This window comes from Legionella qingyii (assembly GCF_003184185.1).
Map to the genome: position 1 here is coordinate 82,175 of NZ_QHJG01000005.1, position 19,264 is coordinate 101,438.

The window sequence follows — 19,264 nt, forward strand, 5'->3', positions numbered from 1 at the left end:
TATTTTTAATACATAAGGAATAAATCCAACAGGATATATCCCAGTGTTGTGGGCCGAGAGGTTGTAATGAAGATTATAAATCAAAGAATCTTATCTAAAGACGTTTTAATAGTATCGTCATTTCTTTTTGTTTATTTGCTTTTTTGTCTTATTTCTAATAACCAAATTCTTATTTATGGCCTATGGGATCTGGGATGGAAAGGAAAATTAATATTTTGTCTTATTGTGTACCATATAACGATTGTTGTGTTCAGTATTTATTTACATCGATGCGAAACACATAGGTCAGTTGAACTTACACCGGTTATAAGATATTTTAGTCGTTTTTGGCTCTGGATTGCTACAGGACTAAACCGAGCTGAATGGGTTTCAATTCATCGATTGCACCATCAAAAAGCAGACTTGCCAGCTGATCCGCATAGTCCGATCTATAAGGGAACATTTAATCTGTTCTTGAGTGGCTTTGAAATTTGTGCTCAATGCAACCCTTCATCGCTAATAGAAAAGTACGGAAATATCTCAGATAATGATGCGCTTGAGAAATTTATTTTCACTAAATTTCAATCGTTAGGATTAATAATCTTTTTAACTGTATACATTCTGCTCTTTGGTTTGTGGGGGATGGTAATGTGGGATATAAATATTTTTGTGATTACTGCTGTCTTATTTGGAGCATTTGCTGCTCTAACCCATAAATGTGGTTATCGAAACTTTAATACAAAGGATAATTCACGTAATTTAATGCATATAGGTATTTTGTTGAATGGAGAAGAATTACATAACAACCATCATAATAATCCAGCATCCGCCAAACTTTCTTTCCAGGATTCGGAATTTGATCTGGGTTGGTTTTACATCACAATTTTAATGAAATTAAATCTAGCGAAACTTCGAACCGCTCCAACCACTGCAAGAAAAAGAGTTGAATACGAGCTCGATGTAAAAAAACACTAGGCATCAAGTCTTTAGCCCTCTCTTATTCCACCATCCGCCACCAAGTGATTGAAAAAGCGCCGCGGTGTCATTATAACGAGCTGTTTCTGCGTGAATTACTTTTAAATGTATTTTTAAATAGGATTCTTTTGCTTTTAATACAGCCAAATAGTTTACTTTACCGAGTTGGTATTGCATGTTCACTATTTTAAAATGTTCAAGTGTATTTATTTCTGAATTTGCTCGTTCACGCAACAATTCAGCATCGAACTCTAAAGCATGTAATACATCTGCTACCTGCTGGAAGGCTTCAAGTACCACTTTCCTATACCGTGCAAGTTCATAATCATACGTGGCAATGGCAACTTTGCGTTTTGCACGTAATGCTCCTCCTTTAAGAAGTGTTTGAGCTATTTGACCACCATAATTCCATACGTTATTAGCTGGATTAAACAAGGTACTCAGCGCAGTTGAGTACCACGCATAGGTAGCACCTATATTTAATTTAGGGAATAGATTCGCAGTTGCAACACCAATTTCAGCACTTGCTTTATGCAATAATGATTCAGAGGATTTTATATCCGGTCTTTGTTTGACAAGAAGTGAAGGAAGTGTAACTGGCAGATCTAGGGGTAACTGGATATTTTGTAGCGTAAAGTCAAAAAATTTTGTTTCACTCGGCAATGATCCTGTAAGGACTGCAAGAGCATTATGCTTTTTAGCCAAATCATTTTTGAGGATAGGGAGGTGCGCTTGAGTTTCCTTGAGTCGATTTTCACTATTGAGTAAATCAAGCCTGGATGTGTGTCCTTGAACATAGTTGTTATTTTCTAATTTCACCAGTTTTTTTTGACACTCTATAAGTTCTTTTGTTGTTTTAATTTGTTCTTGCAAAGATGCAATTGTGATCCCCGTTGTTACTATATTTGCTGTTAACGTTAAATAAGTAGCTTCCAATTCAAAACGCTCATAATCAATTGCTGCTTTTAGAGCTTCTAACTGACGGCGATTACCGCCAAATAAGTCAAGATTATATCTAACACTGATTGAGGCATTGTAAAGATCGAATGTATTTACGGAGGAAAATGGAAGTGTCGCTCCTGGGGTAGGTGTAAGATTAATTCCTGTAGCAAGCAAGCTATTTCTTTCACGACTTCCTAAAAATTGGGTATCGACAGTAGGGAATAAATTAGGCCCAGCTTCAGCAAGCAAATTGGCTTGGGCTTTTCGCAAATTAGCTTTGCTCATTGCGATTGAAGGGTTATTTTTTAATCCTTTTTCAATGAATAAATTTAATTCTTTTGAATGAAATATTTCCCACCATGATTTGGATATATTTTTTTTAAAATTGAATCGTTGCGGTTGGCCTGCTCGACTATGAGCACTGACTGTTTTAGTTTTCGAAGGGCTAGTATTATAGTGAGTTGCTTTGGGAGCATCTGGTGAATGAAAATTAGGTCCAACCTTACAACTCGTAAGGATTATTGTGCATAAAAATAAATAAATTTTTTGCATTTGATCTTCTTATATAAATGGATCATTAATTAGCGAATTGAGTCGCTAAAACGATTATAAAACCAAGTTGATGCTAACCGGTTGCCCTGGATGTAAATAATTAAATGCTGTTTTTACTGGTTTTGCCTCCACTCGATAAACAAATTTTGTTCTTGAGTTTTCACTAAATATGTAAGGAGGGGTATATTCAGTTTTTGAAGAAATATAGCTTACAGTCGCGGTGTAGGTGTCGTTACATCCATCACAGCTGATGGTAACTTGATTTTTTAATTTTAACTTTGATAGTAAAGGTTCAGGAATGTAAAAAATAACCTTTAGATTTTCAGGTGTAACAATAGATAATACAGGACGTCCTGATAATACTAATTCACCAACATTATAATAGGTATCATAAACATAGCCTGAGATTGAAGAGTATCTCTTTTTGTTTGATTCACTCCATTTTGCTTGTGTTAATTCTGCCATCGAGGATTCGACTAATGCCTGTTGGGATATTAAAGATGCTTCGGCATTAAGATAATTATTTTTTACTTCTTCAAGTTGTTCAAGGCTGACTCCGCCTGATTTTATCAGTTTTTGATAACGAGCCAATAATTTACTTTGATAGTCAAGATCGGCCTGTTTTACTTTTACTTGTGCCAAAGCCTGGCTAAGATTTGCTTTAGCTTTTTTGAGTTGGGATTGTTGTGGCTGTGCATCCAGGCTGAATAACAGCGCTCCTTTATTAATTGCAGTTCCTTTTGGGGCATCAAGGCTAATAAGATTGCCTGAAAAATTACTTGAGATATATATATAATCAGCATCGACATATCCCTGCAATGAATTGTTCTTTTCCTTACAGCCCACAATCAATGCACTACTCATTAAGAGAACCAACCACCTAGGAATAAATTCTTGCATATTATTTTGATCTTAAATGAATTTTTTGATTCAATTGGCTGAAATAAAAAAACTTACCATCAAATAGTAACATCTGACAATATATATCCAAAGAAAATCAATATCGTTCCGCTATCACTACGTTCATCAGTCACATAGCCGATGCATTCAAGTTGTTCTTTGCATCATGTTGTTTAAAATTTGTAAATGGTACTGAATTTAGTAAGAAAGGTATTAAACCTTCACGATCAATAGATTGTTAGTCCGGATCATATTAAGATACGATACAACATAATTGATTAAGATTCTTATCAAAAAAACTAAGGTGTGTTGACAATTCATCGTAGCCCACGTACCGTGATTTGTTCGCGGAATTCACGATCGATTTGATTAATAACCAAACATTTCAGCTTTATCATCCATTCCCGATTCCGCGAACAAATCACGGTACGTAGGTGATGAAGATGAATTGTCAAAACACCTTACCTTCTATGGGTATTTTTCTGAGAAAATTTCAGAAATTTGTTTGAGAAAAATTAGTACTTCCAGTTCTCATTCAAGGACGATAAATGATTAAAAATGAATTTCTTCGTATCTGGTCGGTTGCAAAGAAAGAAATTATTCAAATTAGACGTGATATTTTGATTTTTTCATGGCTAATTATCATTCCAGTTATCCAAATATTATTATTTGGTGCGATTATTAATACTAATCCCCGACATCTCCCAACCGTTGTCATTACTTCGGAAGATACCTCTTTTACTCGAACGTTATTACAAGGTCTAAAAAACACGAATTATTTTTCAATTGAAACAATAACGGAAGATGAAAAAAAAGCAGAGCGACTATTACTGAGTGGAACAGTTCTTTTTGTTATTAATATTCCACCTAATTTTACCCGGGATTTAATACGAGGAAAGCACCCGCATATATTAATTGAGGCTGATGCGTCAGATCCTGTAGCCGTTTCAAATGCATTTCGTGCAGCATCTGAATTACCTGCGAAAGTATTTGAGCATGATTTAAAAGGATCACTCAGTTATTTAGCCTCCAGTGAGGCGCCTTTTATTTTTGATATCCAGGCTAAATATAACCCTGAAAATATTTCTCAATACAATACCATACCAGGACTAATTGCGTTATTAATCTTTTCAACGTTAACCGTTTTAACGGCGGTATCTATAAACTCAGAATTTGAACGAGGAACATTCGAAACATTATTAATAACACCTTTAACTCCAGCCAATATTATTTTTGGCAAGGTGATACCCTATTTCATTTTAGGGTATTTACTTTTATTTATATTATTAGCAATTGCTTATTTTATTTTTTCCATCCCATTTCATGGTAGCTTTTCGTTGTTTTTATTACTCTTAGCGCCATACTCTATCTCAAGTTTGGGCACGGGACTTGCTATTTCAGCTGTTACTCGAACACAATTTGCAGCTGTAGGCTTAACGAATGCGTATGGTCTTGTTGCAATTATGGTTTCTGGTTTCTTATTTCCTTTTACTGGTGTACCCCATTGGGCGCAATCGATAAGCCAAACTATTCCATTGACTCATTTTTTAAGGATTACTCGAAATAGCATGTTAAAAGGGGCCGGGTTTGATATTTTGTGGCCTGATACTTGGCCTATAATTTTGTTTTCGGTAGTTATTATTTTTTTTGGAATCTTACTTTTTAGAAGAACATTAGATTAATAACTTGGTAATACAAAGCTTATGAGAGAACAGATAATTTATGAAAATGAACTTTGAACAGTGTGAGGAGCTTATTTTACAACATCCTCTTTTCTGTCTTCTCAATCGCTCAAATGCTCATCAGTTAATCGGATACGCAAAACCTGAATCTGTTGAAGCAGAGCAAGTGATTGTTGTTGAAGGTGAACCAATTGATTGTATTTTTCTTATTGTTTCAGGACGAGCAGAAGTATCAAGAGAGGTGCATTCACTGGGAAAAAAGCAGACTATGCGTATTTCTGAATTAAGAGAAGGAGATATTATCGGTTTATCCTCAGAAGGATTTGTTTCACATACTGGACTTCGTACGGCCACAGTGAAAGCACTTACTCCTATGCAGTTACTAAAGATCAGTCTTTATGACTTTCTTGGCTTTTTGGAACAGCCACAAATAAAGTATCCTAATTTAAAAAAGTTAAGCGAAGAATTTCTTTTAATTCAGTTTATTCGCGCTCATCATCTCTTTAGCGATTTTTCCCATGAGAAAATACAGACCATGGTGAAAACAGCAAAAAATATTAAGGTCAAAGCAGGCTCTTGTTTGTATAAAGAGGGGGATATTGCTAATGCTTGTTATTACCTCCTTAAAGGGGAGATTGTTCTTCTTTGTTTAAAAAATAGTAGTTCTACAGCTATTAAAATAAATCAAATGTTCGGGGATTCTGAATTTATGACGGATATGAAAAGAAAAGAACAGGCTTATGCAAAAATTGATAGCGAATTGTTAGTTATAGAGGCTGAGCTTGTTAAAAAATTCATAACTATTCATCGCCCATCTTTATTTCAAAAAATTCTTATGAAGATTTCGGGAACGAAATAGGGAAGCATACATCAAGAATGCAATCTTACAGTTTCATGTATGAATAATAAGCATATTCGAATAAAATTTTTAACAGGTATTTTATGGATAAAAGCAATTATATTATCGATGTAAGCAATTTAACGAAACAATTCGATAAATATCAGGCAGTGAGAAATCTAAATCTTAAAGTTGAATATGGTGATATATATGGATTTCTTGGACCAAATGGAGCGGGAAAAACTACTTCTTTAAGAATGTTATGTGGACTGATTACTCCTGATTCAGGTTCTGGTGAATGTGTTGGGTTTGATATTGTAACAGAATCTCGTCAGATCAAGGCCCTCGTTGGATATATGTCGCAGAATTTTGGTCTATATAAGGATCTTACTGTCTACGAAAATATGATTTTTTTCTCTGAGGTTTACGGAGTAGTAGATAGAAAAAATCAAATAGAAAAATATTTGCACAAATTTGATTTGGAACAATACAAAAATCAGATCGCAGGAACTTTGTCTGGTGGGTGGAAACAACGTTTATCATTAGCTGTTTCTTTATTGCATGATCCCTTATTGTTATTATTGGATGAACCAACTGCTAATATTGATCCTAAAGCAAGACGAGAGTTTTGGGAATTAATGCATCAATTATCAAGAGAAGGAATCACCATTTTATTGAGCTCACACAATTTAGATGAAGTAGATAAATGTAATAAAATTGCATACATGTGTTATGGAAGAACCCTTATGTCAGGAACGATTGAAGAAATTTTAAATTCTGTAAATTTAACGACCTGGGAGATAAAAGGAAAAAATATTGCGATGCTATCCCATCAATTAGAATCTACGGAGGGCGTTGATCAAGTTTTACGATTCCATAATACACTCCATGTAAGCAGTAAAAATCAGGAGGAATTATCCAGAGCAATCCAGCCTTATATCGAAAATGAATTTTTTTATGGAAAAATAATTGATTCGACTTTGGAGGATGTATTTGTTTGGCTCTCTACGTTTGGTGAGCAGAGATTATAAATGATAAAAATTGAACTCTGTCGCGTTCTGGCGGTTGCTAAAAAGGAATTTATCCAGATCAAACGAAACATTTCTACTTTTTTGTTTCTATTTTTAGTTCCAATAATGCAGATACTACTATTTGGTTTTATGATTAACACTAATCCCAAATATTTACCAACAGCGGTTATATCCTCTGAGATTAATTCGTTCACTCGAACATTACTAGAGGGTTTTAAACACACAGAATACTTTTCCTTAAATTCTTTTGCTCAAACTGAAAAAGAAGCAGAGAATTTATTACTTAGCGGAAAGGGACTTTTTGTTATTAATATTCCTCCTAATTTCTCAAGGGATTTATTGAGAGGAGAAAAACCACATATACTCATTGAAGCGGATGCCTCTGACCCAGTTGCGATTTCAAATGCCTTTCGAGCCGCCGCAGCTCTGCCAGCTCGATTGTTTGAACGAGATCTTTCTGGTTCTTTTGATTATCTTTCTTCCCAAAAAACACCGTTTGAATTTGATATACATGCCAAATTTAACCCTGAAGGTTTCTCACAATATAATATTATCCCTGGATTAATTTCTGTATTGATGTTTACAACACTTACGCTCTTAACTGCGATGTCAATTACTGCTGAATATGAGGTGGGTACTTTCGAAACACTATTAATCACGCCCCTTAGTGCAGCAAATATTATTTTGGGTAAGGTTATTCCGCATTTTATAGTGGGTTATCTTATCTTATTTATGCTCTTGATCATTTCATTTTTTGTTTTCTCGGTGCCATTTTATGGAAGCTTCTTACTTTATCTTTTAATTATGGCGCCATACTCTATTGGAAGTTTAGCCATGGGATTAGCTATTTCTGCGTTTGCCAAGACTCAATTCCAAGCTGTTGCTTCAACAAATGCTTATATTTTAGTTGCTGTAATGATCTCTGGATTTCTATTCCCATTCAGTGGAATGCCGCTTTGGGCTCAAGACATCGGTCAATTAATTCCGTTAACTCACTTTTTAAGAATTACACGTAATATTATGTTGAAGGGTGCTGATTTAAGCATTTTATGGTCCGATATCTGGCCCATACTATTATTCATGGTACTCATTGTTATTTCAGCAATTTTACTTTTTAGAAAAACCTTGGATTAACTATATTTACTGAATTAAGGATATTTTAGCCTCAAATGAAGAGATTTTTTGTCACAAAAAAAATCCCCGTGTGCACGGGGATAATTGCAATTTTTCATGGAATTTTATATTAATCCGCTTTTTTACCTGCTAACTTTTCTTTGATGCGAGCAGCACGGCCAGCCAAATTACGTAGGTAATAAAGCTTAGCGCGACGTACATCACCACGTCTTTTTACAGTAATGCTGTCAACAATTGGACTGTAAGTTTGGAAAACACGCTCAACCCCAACACCGTGTGAAATCTTACGAACAGTGAATGCAGAGTTTAAACCACGATTACGTTTTGCTATGACAATACCTTCAAAAGCTTGTAAACGCTCACGGTTACCTTCAATTACTTTCACTTGAACCAAAACAGTATCGCCGGGATTAAAATCTGGGATTTCCTTGCCTTGCATTTGCTCAGCATTCAGTTGGTCAATAATATTAGTCATGGACTACTCCTCAAATTGGTTCATCCTTTAGGAATCACCGTGTTCATACTTAAACTCAGCAAGCAATTGCTGGTCTGTTTCACATAACTGTATTTTTTCAAGTAAATCTGGTCGTTTAAGCCAGGTTTTACCCAGAGATTGCTTTCGCCGCCACAGTTCTATATCTCTATGATTACCACCTAATAAAACAGATGGCACCTCTAATCCGTCAACGGTTGCTGGTCGAGTATAATGAGGGCAATCCAGTAAACCATTCATAAATGAATCTTGTTCTGCTGAACCAAGATGCCCTAGGCTCCCCGGTATTAAGCGAATAATCGCATCGATAAATACCGTAGCGGCCAGCTCACCACCACTTAAAACAAAATCTCCAAGAGACCATTCTTCATCAACATAATTTTGAAGAATACGCTCATCAATTCCTTCATATCGCCCGGCAATAAAGAGCAGGGGTTGTTTGTCATTTGCCACTTTATTCAAGTCACTTTGACGAATTACCTTGCCCTGAGGACTTAGGTAAATCGTTTTACAATGACTAGGCATTTGACTACGTGCCTGCATAATCGCCCCTTTTAAGGGCTCGTACATCATAACCATTCCCGGGCCACCACCATAAGGCTTGTCATCAACTTGCCTATAGGGCCTGGAAGACCAATCTCTTGGGTTCCAGTAATCGATTTTAACTAATCCTTGTTCAATGGCTCTGCCTGTAACGCCATAATTCAAGGCATTAAGTATTTCAGGGATTAAGCTGATTACTCCAAGATGAAGCACCACTTAAAAATCCATATCCCAATTAACAGTAATTAACTGCTGGCTGGCGTCAACATCTAATATAAATTTTCCAGGTAAATAAGGTATTAAGTGTCTTTTATTACCTTCTACAACCAGCACATCATTTGCACCTGTAGGGATTATTTCAATGACCTTCCCAAAAGATTCTCCTTGTTGGTTGATCACGTTCATGCCTATAAGCTGATGCCAGTAATATTCGCCTGGTTTCAGTTGTTCCAGTTGTTCCTGTTGAACTGCAATTTCTATATTAGTGAGTTGAGCTACAAGCTCACGCTCAGGATAACCTTCAATTTGGACTATGATGGATTTATTTTGTACTTCAGCACGCAACAACTTGATTGGTTGCCATTTATTGTTAATAAAGGCATGCCAATTTGCATACTTTAGAACATTATCACGAGGTTCTGTAAAGGAATGAACCGTAACAAAACCTTTAACACCATGAGGCCGCCCAAAACGGGCGATTATTATCCAGTTTTCCTGATTATTCACGTTATTAAGCAGCTTCGCCTTTTTTATTAAATTCTTTAACTAAAGCGCTGACGCGATCAGATAATTGTGCCCCTACTTTTTGCCAGTGGCTCAATTTTTCTGCATCAATATGCAGACGCACTTCTTGTCCACGAGCTACAGGGTTAAAATAACCAATACGCTCAATATAACTGCCATCGCGACGTTTGCGGCTGTCAGTAACGACCATATGATAAAACGGACGCTTTTTGGCGCCACCTCTTGATAAACGTATAACGACCATTGTTTTCCTCTACTTTAGAGTGGTTACGTAAAAATGCCGTGTATTGTACGAAAATTAATTCGGCATGTGAAGTAATTCTTGCGAATTATTTAAAATCATCGGGTAATATGCCTTTTAACCCTGCCATACCACCGATTCCACGCATCATTTTTTGCATTCCACCAGGTTTTGTAAATTTTTTCATCATTTTTTGCATTTGTTCAAACTGCTTTAATAATTTGTTCACATCTTGAATTTGTGTTCCTGAACCCAACGCAATGCGTTTCTTGCGTGAACCCACAATAAGCTTGGGGATACGACGTTCCTTGGGGGTCATGGAATTGATAATGGCAATGGTTTGTGCCATAGCTTTATCACTGACTTGCTTCATTGCCTGTTGCGGCATCATTTGACTGACACCGGGTAGTTTGCTCATCATGCCAGCAATACCGCCCATATTATTCATTTGCAGTAGTTGTTGTTTAAAGTCTTCCAGATCAAAACCTTTTCCCTTTTTCAACTTTTTAGCTAGTTTTTCACTCGCTTGTTTGTCTGCTTTCCGTTCAACTTCTTCAATTAGGGTAAGAATATCACCCATGCCAAGAATTCTTGAAGCAATTCGTTCGGGATGGAATGGTTCCAAAGCTTCTACTTTTTCACCGCTACCAATAAATTTGATAGGTTGTCCGGTAATTTGTTTTACAGATAGAGCCGCACCGCCACGAGCATCACCATCTGTTTTGGTGAGAATGACTCCTGTTAATGGTAAGGCTTCATGAAAAGCTTTCGCTGTATTTGCAGCATCTTGTCCAGTCATGCTGTCTACAACAAACAGAGTTTCAATTGGGTGTATTTCCTGGTGTAAGGCTTTAATTTCAGCCATCATGTCGGCATCGATGTGCAAACGCCCTGCAGTATCGAGCAGCAATACATCCATATATTGTTTTTTCGCGGCATCAAGCGCTTTTTTAGCAATAGCAAGTGGTTGTTCGTTTGCTTCTGCGGGGAAGAAGGTGACATCTATTTGTTCTGCTAATACTTTAAGCTGTTGTATTGCAGCAGGTCGATAAACGTCGACACTGGCCACCATTACTTTTTTGTTTTCAGATTCTTTTAAATAGCGGGCTAGTTTTGCAGTACTGGTTGTTTTTCCTGAACCTTGCAATCCTGCCATTAGAAATACTGCAGGCGGTTGGGTTTTAAAGTTAAGCTCAGCACGCTCATCACCCATGATATGAATTAATTCATCATGAACGATTTTAACAAAAGCTTGATCAGGATTTAACTCAGTTAAAACGGCCTGTCCAAGAGCTTTTTGTTTTACCTCTTCGATAAATTCCTTAATAACAGGTAAGGCAACATCTGCTTCAAGCAGTGACATCCTGACCTCACGCAGAGCGTGTTGTACATTGTCCTCAGTTAATCGACTCTGCCCTCGTAGACTTTTAAAGGAGCGGGTCAACCGTTCGGTTAAGGTTTCAAACATGATCTATTACCCGAAAAAAATAGGAACTATAGCACAGAGAAGCTATGATATGAAACTGTCCACCCCATGATCTAATTTGAGGCAAGTCAAGGCTTGTTGTTTCTTACTTAAAATCTTAAGAATTAATTCCATAGATATCATTATAATCAAATCTAAAAAACTGACCGCTGCTGATTACGCTTTTTACATGATTTTTTCAGTCCATCAGCTTGTTCAGTTATGAGCGGGTGCGTTGTTCAAAAATTTTTTTTAATTTTTATTTGAAGAAGGAGGTTTGAGTGGTGTTCACTTCTCTGGCTTGAGCTAATGATTTTGTGCATAAAGACAGGAAAAAATGCAGAGATTTTCTCCTTAAATCATGTTATTTTACAGTGCAAGCTAAAAATCTATGGGCTAGTAAATAAAATCAAGGAACATTTTGTTTAATTATTGCCCGATTATTAAGGGTTCCTTAAGCTAACTTTTTATATAATTAGGCTTCTGCTCGCCCAAAACTGCACTGAAGGAATGCGATGATCGATAAAAAACATTCACTGACAATTTTCAGTCTGACTATGATAACAGTTGGTTCTGTAGACAGTATACGCAATTTACCTGCTACGGCCTTATTTGGTAGCCAATTAATTTTTTATTTTGTTTTAGGTGCTTTATTTTTTCTAATCCCAACTGCCTTGGTTTCTGCAGAGCTGGCTTCAGGATGGGCAAAACAGGGTGGGATTTATATTTGGGTGAAACAGGCTTTTGGTAAAAAGATGGGCTTTTTAGCCATTTGGCTGCAATGGATTGAAAATGTAATTTGGTATCCAACGATTCTATCTTTTGTCGCAGGGACTATTGGTTATTTGATTAATCCTGCATTGACGAGCAACCCTTATTTTCTTTGGGCGGTAATTGTTAGCGCATTTTGGGGGGCTACCATATTAAATTTGCGGGGAATGAAATCTTCAGCCGCATTCAGTAATTTATGCTCTCTTGCAGGTTTGTTATTGCCTATGTCGTTGATTATCGGCCTTGGGGCTTTTTGGGTTACGCAAGGTAATCCGTTGCAAATTCAATTTGATATTCCAAGTATCGTACCTCATTTAGATGACAAGTCCATGTGGGTCTCCTTAACTGCAATCATCATGTCTTTTTGTGGTATTGAAATTGCGACTGTTCACGCGAATGACGTGAACAATCCACAGCATGCTTTTCCCAAAGTATTAATTTACTCAGTGGGAATTATTTTAAGCACATTAATTCTAGGCTCTTTGGCGATTGCAATTGTTTTGCCTGGAAAGGACATCAATTTAGTAGCAGGAATTATGCAAGCATTTGAAGCATTCTTTTCCAGTTACCACATGTATTGGATGATGCCGGTAGTTGCTGTGATGTTGGTTTTAGGTGGGCTTGGTGGCGTGAGTAACTGGATAATTGCTCCGACAAAAGGATTATTGGTTGCGGCAGAAGATGGTAACTTACCGGATTATTTCCAACGTACGAATGCAAAAGGTGCACCGGTTGTTATGCTGTTTACTCAGGCAAGCATTGTCACTATATTGTCGGGTTTATTCTTATTTATGCCCAGTGTGAATGGATCTTATTGGTTGCTAACCGCTTTAGCGGCTCAATTATATATGCTGATGTATTTTATTATGTTTGCAGCTGCAATTAAATTGCGGATTGCCGAGCCACATCATCATCGACCTTTTGCAATCCCTGGCGGCTTAGTAGGTATGTTATTTGTTGCAGGTGTAGGAATTGTTGGGGTATGTGCTACTTTGGCAGTGAGTTTTATCCCACCAGAAGGAATTAATGTAGGCGGTATGGCCCGCTATGAATTGACATTAATTGGTGGCTTAATTCTCATGTGTTTACCACCATTTGTAAGTTCTTGGTCACGAGAAAAAACAGCGATATTGGATGCCGCTGTTCCAGATTAAGATGTTTGCAGACGTTCCTGATCCTCTGTAAATAGGATTTGTAAGGACAAAAAGCATAATGGACATACCAACAGAATCTAATGAATTGCTGAGCCAGTTAATGGCAAGATTACCTGAATTGGAATGGAAGATTAGCGAGCTCGGCTCATTTTTTTCAATTCAACGTTTGCCTAAAGGGGTATTCCGTTTAGCCTCAGAGGCCAATGGGGCTGGATGTATCGCAGAAATTAAAGCGGACATACATGCATTATCCAAACAACAAAACAAGCGTAGTGCTTTATATCTGGCTGAGCGAATCAGACAAAAAATTAATATTCTGGTTGTCTTATGTCAAATGCATCAGGGCAAAAAAAAGTCAGAAGAAAAAGTTTCCTTCGGCATAAAGATGTTAAGCACCAGGCAACAATGGATAAACGATCTTGAAATGGAAATTAATACGCTTGTAGCACAACAACAGGCAATGACCAAGTCTTTGGAGCACCTCAGACATAGCCACAATTCCAGTGCAATTTTGCATTTAAAAGCGGAGTTAGGGGAAGTAGAGCGCCGTTTAACTTTAGCTAAGGAAACCTTAAATCGAGCTGTTTCTTAATCAAGAATCTTTTTCTGAATAAAGTAATGCGGTACATTAGAGTGCCTTCTAGGTATATTATTAAAAATAATGACTCAAACTAAAACATTGACTTGTTGTCGCATTAATAACAAGGAAGATGATAAGCAAGAATGAGTGATTACAAAAAGGAGCTTTTTAAATGTCAGATAAATTTTCTCAAGTTACCAAAGATATTAGTACTCAATTAGCTAAAATGCGTAAGGAAATGCCCGAAGTAATGTCTGGATTTTCGGCTTTAGCTCAAGCAGCAACCAAAGATGGTGCCCTAGATAAAAAAACTAAAGAATTAATTGCCATGGCTTTGGCTGTTGCTAAACAATGCCCTGGATGTATCGGATTTCATTCCCAAACATTAATTAAATTGCAAGCGACACGCGAAGAACTTTTAGAAACTTTAGGTATGGCTGTGTATATGGGAGGTGGTCCCTCTTTAATGTATGCCGCTGAAGCTTTAGAAGCGTTCGAAGAATTTAGTAAATAAACTTGTTGTAATGATCTTATAGCCTGGAAGCAATGAAGTAGAATCCAGGCTTCGTTTATCGAAATATAAATTAAAATAAAGTCAAATTGGTTCTATTACACATCTACCCTTTAAATTATAAGTCACCCCACTGAGGTAAATAAAATCCAAGGCTGTTTATTTACCAGGTTTAATAAGTATCCCGAAATCACCGCCCACAGGTGTAAATTTGATGATTCCGTTAATAATATTATTTGCACAGTGTGGCCATTTTTAATATATTTGGTTTACTATCCTCGATAAGGACATGTATGTGTACTAAATCTTTAAACTGTATATGCCACCATTTGGAAATAGCCATTAAGCAAGATGTTACAAAAGAGTTAAAAGCAATGTTTGATACTTGTTATGTTGATGAACTTTATAATTTTCTAACAGACGCCTATCAATTACTCCAAATCAAGGCGAATCATAAATTTGCAACAAGCATAAATAAATTAGTCAAAGACTATCTTTTAGAGAAATCTCCAAAATCAATTAATGTCGAGAGTGAACGTATAAAAAAGGGCTTCATGGATTTATATGATGAAAATATTGACGATCTTGAATCAGCAAAATTATTGCTTACTGAGAAACTAATTCTGCTAATACAAGATGTTCAGCACCTAGCCTATCAAAACCTTGCGCATATCGATTCCTTTAGGGATTGTCTCGAAAAAGTTGATAAATCCAATACTATAGCAGGGGAAGATAAAAAAGCTCACAACAGGAGAGGATGCAATATTCTCTAAAGATGATGTGAAAATAGGTCAAAATTCGGATTTCTTGTTTTTATTTACTGGAAGTGCCCCCATAGTCTCTGTTTTCCCGTTGATGATTCACATCCTTTATTTAATGCTTTATATTGCCCTTTGGGGCACCTATTGATAAAACACTGAACCCTCAGATTTTATTATGTTGGATTATGGCTAAGAAAATGATCTATTTGGCATAAGATTAATTACATTATGTTCCGAATCGAACTCTTCAATGCGAGCCTGCCATAGCGCCAATTCTTTTTTTAAAAAAGCGTTATATTTATTCGTTTGTTCTTCCATTTTAGCGTAAAGATTTTCATATAAGCTAGAGCGTGATTCATTACTTATACCGTCCTTTTTTATTGATGCATCGTATTGGGTCATAAGCTTTTGAGTTTCTTCATCATATTCTACAGACGGGGTTTGTATTTTCTTTTTGATATGATCAAGTGAAATGTGGATAATGCTTTTTCTGATATTTAATAAATCAGCAGACGATAATTCTTTAAATTCAATTTTGAATGTAATGAACATTTTTTCAAATTTGCACGCTTCATTATAAGCGCTATGCATATTGATTAATAAACTCGATAAAGAAGAACTTTCTAAAGGAGTTTTTATTAAATTTTGAATAAAAGAATAGGATTTTTCCAAAAGTTGTCGTCTTGAAATTCTTAAAGAGCGCTGAGATACCTGACTTGTCAGAAAAAGTTCTCTTTCTTTGAAGAAGGAATATATTATTTCTTGAACTTCTTCAGGGATATCTTCCAACATGGCATCCAAACTTCATTGAAAACTCGCCTCATCTTAGCAAAAGGTCCAATTGAGATCCAGGCGTAGCTTATAAAACTCACAAGACTTACGAAAAACCCCAAGGTCGAGGCAAAAAATGTTTTTAATGAGGGAGTTTAGATAGACTAAATGACCGAATTAAAAACATTTTTTAACGAAGGGATTGGGGATTTTTTGTAAGTCCTGACTCATTTATATAGTTGTGTCTTTGGTATCACTGCATCATTCACATCTTTCGAAAGTATTCTATTCTGAATAGAAACAATATTATTGTAAAAATCAGATGTTGCAGGCTGACGGCGATTAAACAAAGTATGTCCCTGATAGCTATTTGCAATAGCTGCTTGTGCAATAATCGCCTCTAAAGTCTCAACCGCAGTTTGAATTTCGCCCTTTTTATATTTGTTATACAGATCAAAAATAGCGGCAACACCTTTGGGTATTTTAATTTCGCGACCCATGTCTAGTTTTCGTTTTTCGCCCCCGGAAAAGCCCACTTGACCATCAAGTTTAAGGATATCCTTGAAAATTTCCTCAAGCGTTTTTTCTGCATTTCTCTTAATATTTGTCGGATCACTTTTCCATATCCTATTAAAAATAAACTCAGCTTCAATGTCGTTAAGATCAAGTTCTGATTTGAGATGTTCTTTTGTTTCTTGCTTTCGCAAAGATGAATCGATTGCTTTTGTTTTATATTCATAGGATTTTACATCTTGATCTGGGCTATAATGGATTTTAAAAAGTTTGGTATCTTTCGGCACTATCTGCTTTAATGTATCCTCAACAAGGCTATCAAATTTATTTCCTAAATCTTCAAGATCGAGGCGCAAAGGACTAGATTCACCATGGTCAGCATTATATTTTTTAAACTCACCAATAATTTGCTCTTTTAAATTAGGATTTTGGAGCAGAAAATTTAAAAATTTTCTGTTTTTTATAAGCTCTGTTTTGAGTAGCTCGCTACGCCGGGTTTTGTGAGCTATTAATTCTTCTTGTAGTTTAGGATTCTCGATCGTTTCCTTAGCAATGGCTCGATAAATTTGCTCGTCAAATAAAGCTCGTTTAAGAAAAATCGAAAAAACATCCTTGATAAAATCAGGATTATCCTCAATCCCTCCAAGAGCTAAAACGCCACCATCAGCCTGATCAGGAAAATTACGTGGTTTCGCATCGCTTAAATGCGGGAAATTGGTAATATCCTTTTGAGTTATGGGAAAAGCATCTTTAGGTTTTATACCATAGGCTCTATGGTTATCATGGAAAAGCGGCTTATTCGGATTTATACCTTGATATTTTGATGTTATTGGCCAGGTCGCTTGATCGTGATCAATTTTGTAGGATATCTGTTTGACTGGATCATAGCCGATATTCCCGCCATGCAAATCATTCTCTTCCTCAGTATAGGCTGCAGCTAATATTCTGCCAATACCTGATTTTACTAGGTCACTTTGCCGCGGCGATCCGTAGCGGCCAGTCTTTTCTCTTTGTATTGAATAGTAATCATGCAAAGATTGAAAATCATCGATGGCCCTGGAAATAACCCCAACTCGATTACCGTTACTGTCATGGACACTTCTAACACTGGGGGTGCGGTCGTTTAATAGAAGGCGATAACACATGCCATTGAAGGCTTCAATTTCAGTAATTCGTCTTCCAGATTCATCTTTTTTTAAAATTTCTTTTGCGTCTTTATCAACTTTTTTTACTATTTGAGCGCTATGAGAAGGTTGTGGGGCATATTTTTCTCTTTTAATTTCAGCTTGAACAGGAGTATATTGTGTGCTCTCTTTACTTTTTGGTGGTGGATGGTGCTTTTTTGTTGCATTGGCTAGCTCATCATGGAGCTGCTTTAATTGCTCGAGTAAAGCTCTATTGGCCTGGTGATTATAATCAGAGCTTGAACGAATCGCGTTAATAACAAGGCAAACCTTTCTGCTGCTGGTAATTGTTAATACTAGTGTCTGTTCTTTAACCTCTGTGTACGCTAGATTTTTAAATTGGGGAAAATTGTTAAGTAGATAAGCAAGATTCTTAGAACTAGCGGGTAATGTTACGATGATAAATGGTTTCTTTGCTGGTTGCTCTATACCTTTTGGAAGAGTATCTTTGTGTGTATAAACCTCTTGAAAACCTACGCCTTGTTTACTAAAAATCTTCATTGCTATAGTTCTTAAGATCTTTTATAGAATGTATTGTATAACAAAATATTAATCGATTCACCTAAAATTGAGCAAAATGGATTTTTTGGGTTCATTAAGTCATATTTCGTACAATTTAAATAAAAACAACATATGGATAATAAGCTCATTGACCTAGTTCATCAGACTGGAGTAGGCAATCTGATGAAGTAGCTAGGATTGATAACAGTTCATTAAAAAGTCTTTCATACTGGATGATAATATCTATTTATATAAACATTTTATTGTTTTGTCGGCAGTTATTTGTCTGCTGCATGCTGTCCTAGCGCTGCAGAAACATGAAGCATTTCATTCTTTGCTGCTGTATTTTGTTGGCATGGATAGTGTTTACTCGCACCTAACCAGGCAACCTGAGACACAGTCATGGAATCTTTATCGCTTTGCTGGCTGGAGATTTCTTTATATGTTTGCTGAATCAACTCACACAGAGTAAATGCATTCAGCTGAACACCTGGTGGTAAGCAAAAAACAGGATTTCCTTGGTTTTTTGCAACTTCATTTGCCTGGAGCATTGTTTCTGCAATACTTTCACAAGTTATTGTCAAAACATGACGAGCAGAGCGAGCCCATGCTTGTGCCTGGGGGTCAGCTTTAACTTCCATTTGAGGAATATTATCAGCAATACTCATGTAATTTTTTATGGTGTCTGCATGGATGCTGCAATGACACAGAATTAGGAAACTGATTAATACACTACGCATAATGATATCCTTAAAATCAAATGCCATGAGGCTTAATTAAACCCAGTTTAAAAGCAATTAATAAAAATATAAATAAACCCACTGAAATACTGATTCTTATAGTTAAGGCTTTAACGGTTCGTTTGGAGTTACCTGCATCACGAATAAGGAAGACAAGACCACTTGCCAAAGATCCGGCGATGATAATCATGACACAGATGATGATAATTTTAGTGATCATTTGTTATACTCCCGAAATTGCCGTCTAATTATGACTAAC

General features: G+C 36.4%; 20 protein-coding genes. 9 read left to right on the forward strand and 11 right to left on the reverse strand.

Features of this window, described 5'->3' with window-relative positions:
* The first annotated feature begins 66 nt into the window (after nucleotides 1-66).
* On the forward strand, nucleotides 67-954 hold the full coding sequence (locus tag DGG96_RS04135; RefSeq protein ID WP_110141699.1) for an acyl-CoA desaturase: 888 nt from the start codon (nucleotides 67-69) through the stop codon (nucleotides 952-954).
* A 3-nt stretch (nucleotides 955-957) separates the two neighbouring features.
* Here DGG96_RS04135 and DGG96_RS04140 read toward each other — a convergent pair whose 3' ends face one another.
* Both DGG96_RS04140 and DGG96_RS04145 read right to left on the reverse strand, forming a co-directional pair.
* Complete coding sequence (locus DGG96_RS04140; protein ID WP_110141700.1) at nucleotides 958-2,448, reverse strand: efflux transporter outer membrane subunit; 1,491 nt, start codon at nucleotides 2,446-2,448, stop codon at nucleotides 958-960.
* A 54-nt stretch (nucleotides 2,449-2,502) separates the two neighbouring features.
* Nucleotides 2,503-3,312: an HlyD family secretion protein gene (locus tag DGG96_RS04145; RefSeq protein ID WP_233590499.1), complete on the reverse strand. Its 810-nt coding sequence runs from the start codon at nucleotides 3,310-3,312 to the stop codon at nucleotides 2,503-2,505.
* A gap of 584 nt (nucleotides 3,313-3,896) precedes the next feature.
* On the opposite strand from DGG96_RS04145, the gene DGG96_RS04150 reads away from it, so the two are divergent.
* The 4 genes from DGG96_RS04150 to DGG96_RS04165 all read left to right on the forward strand — a co-directional run bounded on the left by DGG96_RS04150 (nucleotide 3,897) and on the right by DGG96_RS04165 (nucleotide 8,033).
* Nucleotides 3,897-5,030, forward strand: a complete 1,134-nt coding sequence (locus DGG96_RS04150) for an ABC transporter permease (protein ID WP_110141702.1) — start codon at nucleotides 3,897-3,899, stop codon at nucleotides 5,028-5,030.
* A 40-nt stretch (nucleotides 5,031-5,070) separates the two neighbouring features.
* A complete protein-coding gene (locus DGG96_RS04155; RefSeq protein ID WP_110141703.1) occupies nucleotides 5,071-5,889 on the forward strand; it encodes a cyclic nucleotide-binding domain-containing protein in 819 nt (272 codons plus the stop codon).
* Between the two features lie 83 nt (nucleotides 5,890-5,972).
* Nucleotides 5,973-6,899, forward strand: coding sequence for an ABC transporter ATP-binding protein (locus DGG96_RS04160; RefSeq protein ID WP_110141704.1), 927 nt, complete (start codon nucleotides 5,973-5,975; stop codon nucleotides 6,897-6,899).
* Entirely contained in the window at nucleotides 6,900-8,033 is a 1,134-nt protein-coding gene (locus DGG96_RS04165) for an ABC transporter permease (RefSeq protein WP_110141705.1), read from the forward strand. It abuts the gene before it with no gap.
* A 109-nt stretch (nucleotides 8,034-8,142) separates the two neighbouring features.
* Here DGG96_RS04165 and rplS read toward each other — a convergent pair whose 3' ends face one another.
* From rplS to ffh, 5 genes are all read right to left on the reverse strand, one after another.
* Nucleotides 8,143-8,508 (reverse strand): 50S ribosomal protein L19, encoded by a 366-nt coding sequence (rplS, locus tag DGG96_RS04170; RefSeq protein WP_110141706.1) that lies wholly within the window; start codon nucleotides 8,506-8,508, stop codon nucleotides 8,143-8,145.
* A 27-nt stretch (nucleotides 8,509-8,535) separates the two neighbouring features.
* Entirely contained in the window at nucleotides 8,536-9,285 is a 750-nt protein-coding gene (trmD, locus tag DGG96_RS04175; RefSeq protein ID WP_110141707.1) for a tRNA (guanosine(37)-N1)-methyltransferase TrmD, read from the reverse strand.
* Nucleotides 9,286-9,795 (reverse strand): ribosome maturation factor RimM, encoded by a 510-nt coding sequence (rimM, locus tag DGG96_RS04180; protein WP_110141708.1) that lies wholly within the window; start codon nucleotides 9,793-9,795, stop codon nucleotides 9,286-9,288. It abuts the gene before it with no gap.
* A 4-nt stretch (nucleotides 9,796-9,799) separates the two neighbouring features.
* Complete coding sequence (gene rpsP, locus DGG96_RS04185) at nucleotides 9,800-10,057, reverse strand: 30S ribosomal protein S16 (RefSeq protein WP_058466696.1); 258 nt, start codon at nucleotides 10,055-10,057, stop codon at nucleotides 9,800-9,802.
* Nucleotides 10,058-10,142: 85 nt separating this feature from the next.
* Nucleotides 10,143-11,522 (reverse strand): signal recognition particle protein, encoded by a 1,380-nt coding sequence (ffh, locus tag DGG96_RS04190; protein ID WP_110141709.1) that lies wholly within the window; start codon nucleotides 11,520-11,522, stop codon nucleotides 10,143-10,145.
* Nucleotides 11,523-12,034: 512 nt separating this feature from the next.
* Here ffh and DGG96_RS04195 point away from each other — a divergent pair.
* The 4 genes from DGG96_RS04195 to DGG96_RS04210 all read left to right on the forward strand — a co-directional run bounded on the left by DGG96_RS04195 (nucleotide 12,035) and on the right by DGG96_RS04210 (nucleotide 15,308).
* Nucleotides 12,035-13,444 carry an APC family permease gene (locus DGG96_RS04195; RefSeq protein ID WP_110141710.1) on the forward strand — a complete coding sequence of 470 codons (1,410 nt, stop codon included), beginning with the start codon at nucleotides 12,035-12,037 and terminating at the stop codon, nucleotides 13,442-13,444.
* A 58-nt stretch (nucleotides 13,445-13,502) separates the two neighbouring features.
* Entirely contained in the window at nucleotides 13,503-14,036 is a 534-nt protein-coding gene (locus DGG96_RS04200; RefSeq protein ID WP_199739208.1) for a hypothetical protein, read from the forward strand.
* 160 nt (nucleotides 14,037-14,196) lie between these two features.
* Entirely contained in the window at nucleotides 14,197-14,538 is a 342-nt protein-coding gene (locus DGG96_RS04205) for a carboxymuconolactone decarboxylase family protein (protein WP_058466692.1), read from the forward strand.
* A 290-nt stretch (nucleotides 14,539-14,828) separates the two neighbouring features.
* Nucleotides 14,829-15,308, forward strand: coding sequence for a hypothetical protein (locus tag DGG96_RS04210; protein WP_110141712.1), 480 nt, complete (start codon nucleotides 14,829-14,831; stop codon nucleotides 15,306-15,308).
* Nucleotides 15,309-15,485: 177 nt separating this feature from the next.
* Here DGG96_RS04210 and DGG96_RS04220 read toward each other — a convergent pair whose 3' ends face one another.
* The 4 genes from DGG96_RS04220 to DGG96_RS04235 form a co-directional block, all read right to left on the reverse strand.
* A complete protein-coding gene (locus DGG96_RS04220) occupies nucleotides 15,486-16,088 on the reverse strand; it encodes a hypothetical protein (RefSeq protein WP_110141713.1) in 603 nt (200 codons plus the stop codon).
* Between the two features lie 206 nt (nucleotides 16,089-16,294).
* Nucleotides 16,295-18,265, reverse strand: coding sequence for a hypothetical protein (locus DGG96_RS04225; protein WP_110141714.1), 1,971 nt, complete (start codon nucleotides 18,263-18,265; stop codon nucleotides 16,295-16,297).
* A 278-nt stretch (nucleotides 18,266-18,543) separates the two neighbouring features.
* Nucleotides 18,544-19,005, reverse strand: a complete 462-nt coding sequence (locus DGG96_RS04230) for a phosphatase (RefSeq protein ID WP_165831576.1) — start codon at nucleotides 19,003-19,005, stop codon at nucleotides 18,544-18,546.
* A gap of 16 nt (nucleotides 19,006-19,021) precedes the next feature.
* A complete protein-coding gene (locus tag DGG96_RS04235) occupies nucleotides 19,022-19,225 on the reverse strand; it encodes a twin transmembrane helix small protein (protein ID WP_110141715.1) in 204 nt (67 codons plus the stop codon).
* Nucleotides 19,226-19,264 lie beyond the last annotated feature (39 nt).